5 protein-coding genes and 2 pseudogenes are annotated in these 4,197 nt (G+C 63.7%); all 7 read left to right on the top strand.

Going from position 1 to position 4,197, the window contains the following annotated elements; all coding sequences use genetic code 11:
- Positions 1 to 233 (top strand): annotated as a pseudogene (locus tag HX846_RS35375) (glutathione synthase); the annotation flags it as partial.
- A gap of 77 nt (positions 234 to 310) precedes the next feature.
- A complete protein-coding gene (locus tag HX846_RS35370) occupies positions 311 to 1,210 on the top strand; it encodes an energy transducer TonB (RefSeq protein ID WP_003213740.1) in 900 nt (299 codons plus the stop codon).
- Positions 1,211 to 1,277: 67 nt separating this feature from the next.
- Positions 1,278 to 1,847, top strand: coding sequence for a YqgE/AlgH family protein (locus HX846_RS35365; protein ID WP_178967264.1), 570 nt, complete (start codon positions 1,278 to 1,280; stop codon positions 1,845 to 1,847).
- Positions 1,847 to 2,284, top strand: coding sequence for a Holliday junction resolvase RuvX (gene ruvX, locus HX846_RS35360; RefSeq protein WP_003213744.1), 438 nt, complete (start codon positions 1,847 to 1,849; stop codon positions 2,282 to 2,284). The genes HX846_RS35365 and ruvX overlap by 1 nt, the downstream gene beginning before the upstream one ends.
- A gap of 72 nt (positions 2,285 to 2,356) precedes the next feature.
- Positions 2,357 to 2,863 (top strand): bifunctional pyr operon transcriptional regulator/uracil phosphoribosyltransferase PyrR, encoded by a 507-nt coding sequence (gene pyrR / locus HX846_RS35355; protein ID WP_003213746.1) that lies wholly within the window; start codon positions 2,357 to 2,359, stop codon positions 2,861 to 2,863.
- Between the two features lie 24 nt (positions 2,864 to 2,887).
- Positions 2,888 to 3,892, top strand: a complete 1,005-nt coding sequence (locus HX846_RS35350) for an aspartate carbamoyltransferase catalytic subunit (RefSeq protein WP_003213748.1) — start codon at positions 2,888 to 2,890, stop codon at positions 3,890 to 3,892.
- A pseudogene (locus tag HX846_RS35345) lies at positions 3,889 to 4,197 on the top strand (dihydroorotase); the annotation flags it as partial. The gene HX846_RS35350 and the pseudogene HX846_RS35345, both read left to right, overlap by 4 nt.

Here is a 4,197-nt window from a genome sequence, read left to right as displayed (position 1 = left end):
GCCGGGGTGAAGCCCGCCCGCTGACGGACAAGGATCGCTGGATTGCAGCCCAAGTCGGCCCGACCCTGCGCGAAAAAGGCTTGCTGTTCGTAGGCCTGGACGTAATCGGCGAGAACCTCACCGAAATCAACGTCACCAGCCCGACCTGTATTCGCGAGATCGACAACGCATTTGGCACGAACATCGGCGAAATGCTGATGGCTGCGATTGCCGCCAAGCTACAAGCCAAGTGACATAGAACAGCCGGACACAAACCAACATTGCGTTATCATGCGCCACCTGTGAAACGCGCGATGTTGGTTTTCTTGTCATGACGCTCCCGTCCGATCTGCCCCCCGAACTCTCCCACAGCGGCGTGCGCCCGGCTGATCGGCTCGGATTTACCCTGTTTCTGGCGGCGTTGATTCACCTGGCGCTGATCCTCGGCCTGGGCTTCACCTTTGCCGAACCCAAGCAGATCACCAAGACCCTGGAAATCACCCTCGCCACGTTCAAAAGCGAAAAGAAGCCCGAAAAGGCCGACTTTCTCGCCCAGGACAATCAGCAAGGCAGCGGCACCCTCGACAAGAAGGCCGTGCCCAAGACCACTGAAGTCGCGCCATTTCAGGACAACAAGGTCAATAAGGTCACGCCACCGCCGGCGCCCAAGCCGGAGGTGAAACAGGCCGCACCCAAGGCGGCGGTCACCACCGTGGCGCCCAAGCCGCAAAAAGCCCCGACCCAGCGCGAAAAGGCCAAGACCGAACCCACGCCGGCCCCGCCGGCCCCGACGTTTGACAGCTCGCAACTCTCCAGTGAGATCTCCAGCCTGGAAGCCGAACTGGCCCACGAACAACAGCTGTACGCCAAGCGCCCGCGGATCTACCGCCTCAACGCCGCCTCCACCATGCGCGACAAAGGCGCCTGGTATAAGGATGAGTGGCGCAAGAAGGTTGAGCGCATCGGCAACCTGAACTACCCGGACGAAGCCCGTCGCCAGCAGATCTACGGCAATTTGCGACTGCTGGTGTCGATCAACCGCGACGGCACCTTGTACGAGGTGCAGGTGCTGGAGTCCTCCGGCCAACCGCTGCTGGACCAGGCAGCGCAACGCATCGTGCGGCTGGCGGCGCCTTTTGCGCCGTTTACCGGGGACCTGAACGACATCGACCGCCTGGAAATCATTCGCACCTGGCGCTTTGCCAAGGGTGATCGGCTGTCGAGCAATTGATGCTGACGGTGATTTCCTGCGCATCCTCAGCTTGTCAGTTCGCCCCTCCAACGCCACACTAGCGGACATGAAAAATGTCAGCCCGACCTACCTCAAGCACCAATTCCTGATCGCCATGCCCCATATGGCCGACCCGAACTTTGCGCAAACCTTGACCTACATCGTCGAGCACACCGCCAATGGTGCGATGGGGTTGGTGGTCAACCGCCCGCAAGACCTGAACCTGGCCGATATCCTCGAGCAACTGCGCCCGAACATCGACCCACCCGCCAGCTGCCAGCACGTACCGATCTACATCGGCGGGCCGGTGCAGACGGACCGGGGTTTTGTGCTGCACCCCACCGGGCCGAAATTCCAGGCGACCGTGGACCTTGAAGGGTTGTCCCTGTCCACGTCCCAGGACGTCCTGTTCGCGATTGCCGACGGCGTGGGGCCTGATCAAAGTGTGATCACCCTCGGCTACGCCGGCTGGGAAGCCGGGCAACTGGAGGCGGAGCTGGCGAGCAATGCCTGGCTGACCTGCCCGTTCGACGCCGACATCCTGTTCAACACCCCCAGCGAACTGCGCCTGGAAGCGGCCGCCGCCAAGCTGCGGATCAACCTCAGCCTGCTGACCAGCCAGGCGGGGCACGCCTGATGGCCTTGCGTCTGATCCTCGGTTTCGACTACGGCACCAAACAGATCGGCGTCGCCGTCGGCCAGGTGATTACCGGCCAGGCCCGCGAGCTGTGCACCCTGAAGGCCCAGAACGGCGTGCCGGACTGGAACCAGGTCGAAGCCCTGATCAAGGAGTGGAAGCCCGACGCCGTGGTGGTCGGCCTGCCGCTGAACATGGACGGCACCCCGAGCGAGATGTGCCTGCGGGCCGAAAAGTTCGCCCGCCGCCTGAACGGCCGCTACAACCTGCCCTTCTATACCCACGACGAACGCCTGACCACGTTCGAAGCCAAGGGCGAGCGCCGTGACCGTGGCGGGCAGAAAGGCAGTTACCGCGACAACCCGGTGGATGCCATCGCCGCGGCCCTGCTGTTGCAGGGCTGGCTGGATGAAAACACCGCTTTATTTGAATCCTGACTGACGCGGCTTGCCGCGTCTTCTTACGTTTGAGCCCGGACCTTGCCTGCGCGAGGCCTAGAAGGAGCACCCATGAGCCTGCCCAATCCCGCCGACCTGATCAGCCAGATGGCGATCCGCCTCAAGGCGCACCTGGAACACCGTGCCATCAGCGAGCCGCGCTTTATCGGCATCCGCACCGGTGGCGTGTGGGTGGCCCAGGCGCTGCTGGAAGAACTGGGCAGCGACTCGCCCCTGGGCACCCTGGACGTGTCTTTCTATCGTGACGACTTCAGCCAGAACGGCCTGCACCCGCAAGTGCGCCCCTCGGCCCTGCCCTTCGAGATCGAAGGCCAGCACCTGGTGCTGATCGATGACGTGCTGATGAGCGGTCGCACCATACGTGCCGCGATGAACGAACTGTTCGACTACGGCCGCCCGGCCAGCGTGACCCTGGTCTGCCTGCTGGACCTGGACGCCGGCGAATTGCCGATCAGCCCGGACGTGGTCGGCGCCACCCTGTCCCTGGAAGCCCACCAGCGGGTAAAATTGTCCGGTCCCACGCCGCTCGAACTCGAACTGCAAGACCTTGCCCTTTAAACCGCCTTGTAAAGAGTCCCCGCGATGACGCCTCTAGATGCCAAGCGCCCGCTGCAGCTCAATGCTCAGGGCCAGCTGCAACACTTCCTGTCCCTCGACGGCTTGCCCCGCGAACTGCTCACCGAAATCCTCGACACGGCCGACTCGTTTCTCGAAGTCGGCGGCCGGGCGGTGAAGAAAGTCCCGTTGCTGCGCGGCAAGACCATCTGCAACGTGTTCTTCGAGAACTCGACCCGCACCCGCACCACCTTTGAACTGGCGGCCCAACGCCTGTCGGCTGACGTGATCACGCTGAACGTGTCCACCTCGTCGGCGAGCAAGGGCGAAACCCTGCTCGACACCCTGCGCAACCTGGAAGCCATGGCCGCCGACATGTTCGTGGTGCGCCACGGCGATTCCGGTGCTGCGCACTTCATCGCCGAGCACGTGTGCCCGAATGTGGCGATCATCAACGGCGGCGACGGCCGTCACGCCCACCCGACCCAGGGCATGCTCGACATGCTGACCATCCGGCGGCACAAGGGCAGCTTTGAAAACCTCTCGGTGGCCATTGTCGGCGACATCCTGCACTCGCGGGTTGCACGCTCGAACATGCTGGCCCTGAAAACCCTGGGTTGCCCGGACATCCGCGTGATCGCCCCCAAGACCCTGCTGCCGATCGGTATCGAGCAGTACGGCGTGAAGGTCTACACCGACATGGCCGAAGGCCTGAAGGATGTGGACGTGGTGATCATGCTGCGCTTGCAGCGCGAGCGTATGGCGGGCGGCCTGCTGCCGAGCGAAGGCGAGTTCTATCGCCTGTTCGGCCTGACCACCGCACGCCTGGCCGGCGCCAAGCCGGACGCCATCGTGATGCACCCGGGGCCAATCAACCGTGGCGTGGAGATTGAGTCGGCGGTGGCCGATGGCGCGCAGTCGGTGATTCTCAACCAGGTCACGTACGGCATCGCCATCCGCATGGCGGTGTTGTCCATGGCCATGAGCGGGCAAACCGCGCAACGTCAATTCGAGCAGGAGAACGCCCAGTGAAGCTCAGCATTCTCGGCGCCCGAGTCATCGATCCGGCCAGCGGCCTGGATCAAGTCACCGATCTACACCTGGAAGCCGGCAAGATCATTGCCATCGGCGCCGCACCCGCAGGCTTCAGCGCCAGCGAAACTATCGACGCCAAAGGCCTGATCGCCGCGCCTGGCCTGGTTGACCTGAACGTCGCCCTGCGTGAGCCGGGCTACAGCCGCAAGGGCAACATCACCAGCGAAACCCGCGCCGCCGCTGCCGGTGGCGTGACCAGCCTGTGCTGCCCGCCCCACACCAAACCGGTGCTGGACACCTCG

Source organism: Pseudomonas sp. K5002 (assembly GCF_013386655.1).
In the GTDB taxonomy this organism is placed as follows: Bacteria; Pseudomonadota; Gammaproteobacteria; order Pseudomonadales; family Pseudomonadaceae; genus Aquipseudomonas.
This window is presented reverse-complemented; position numbering and strand designations above follow the sequence as displayed.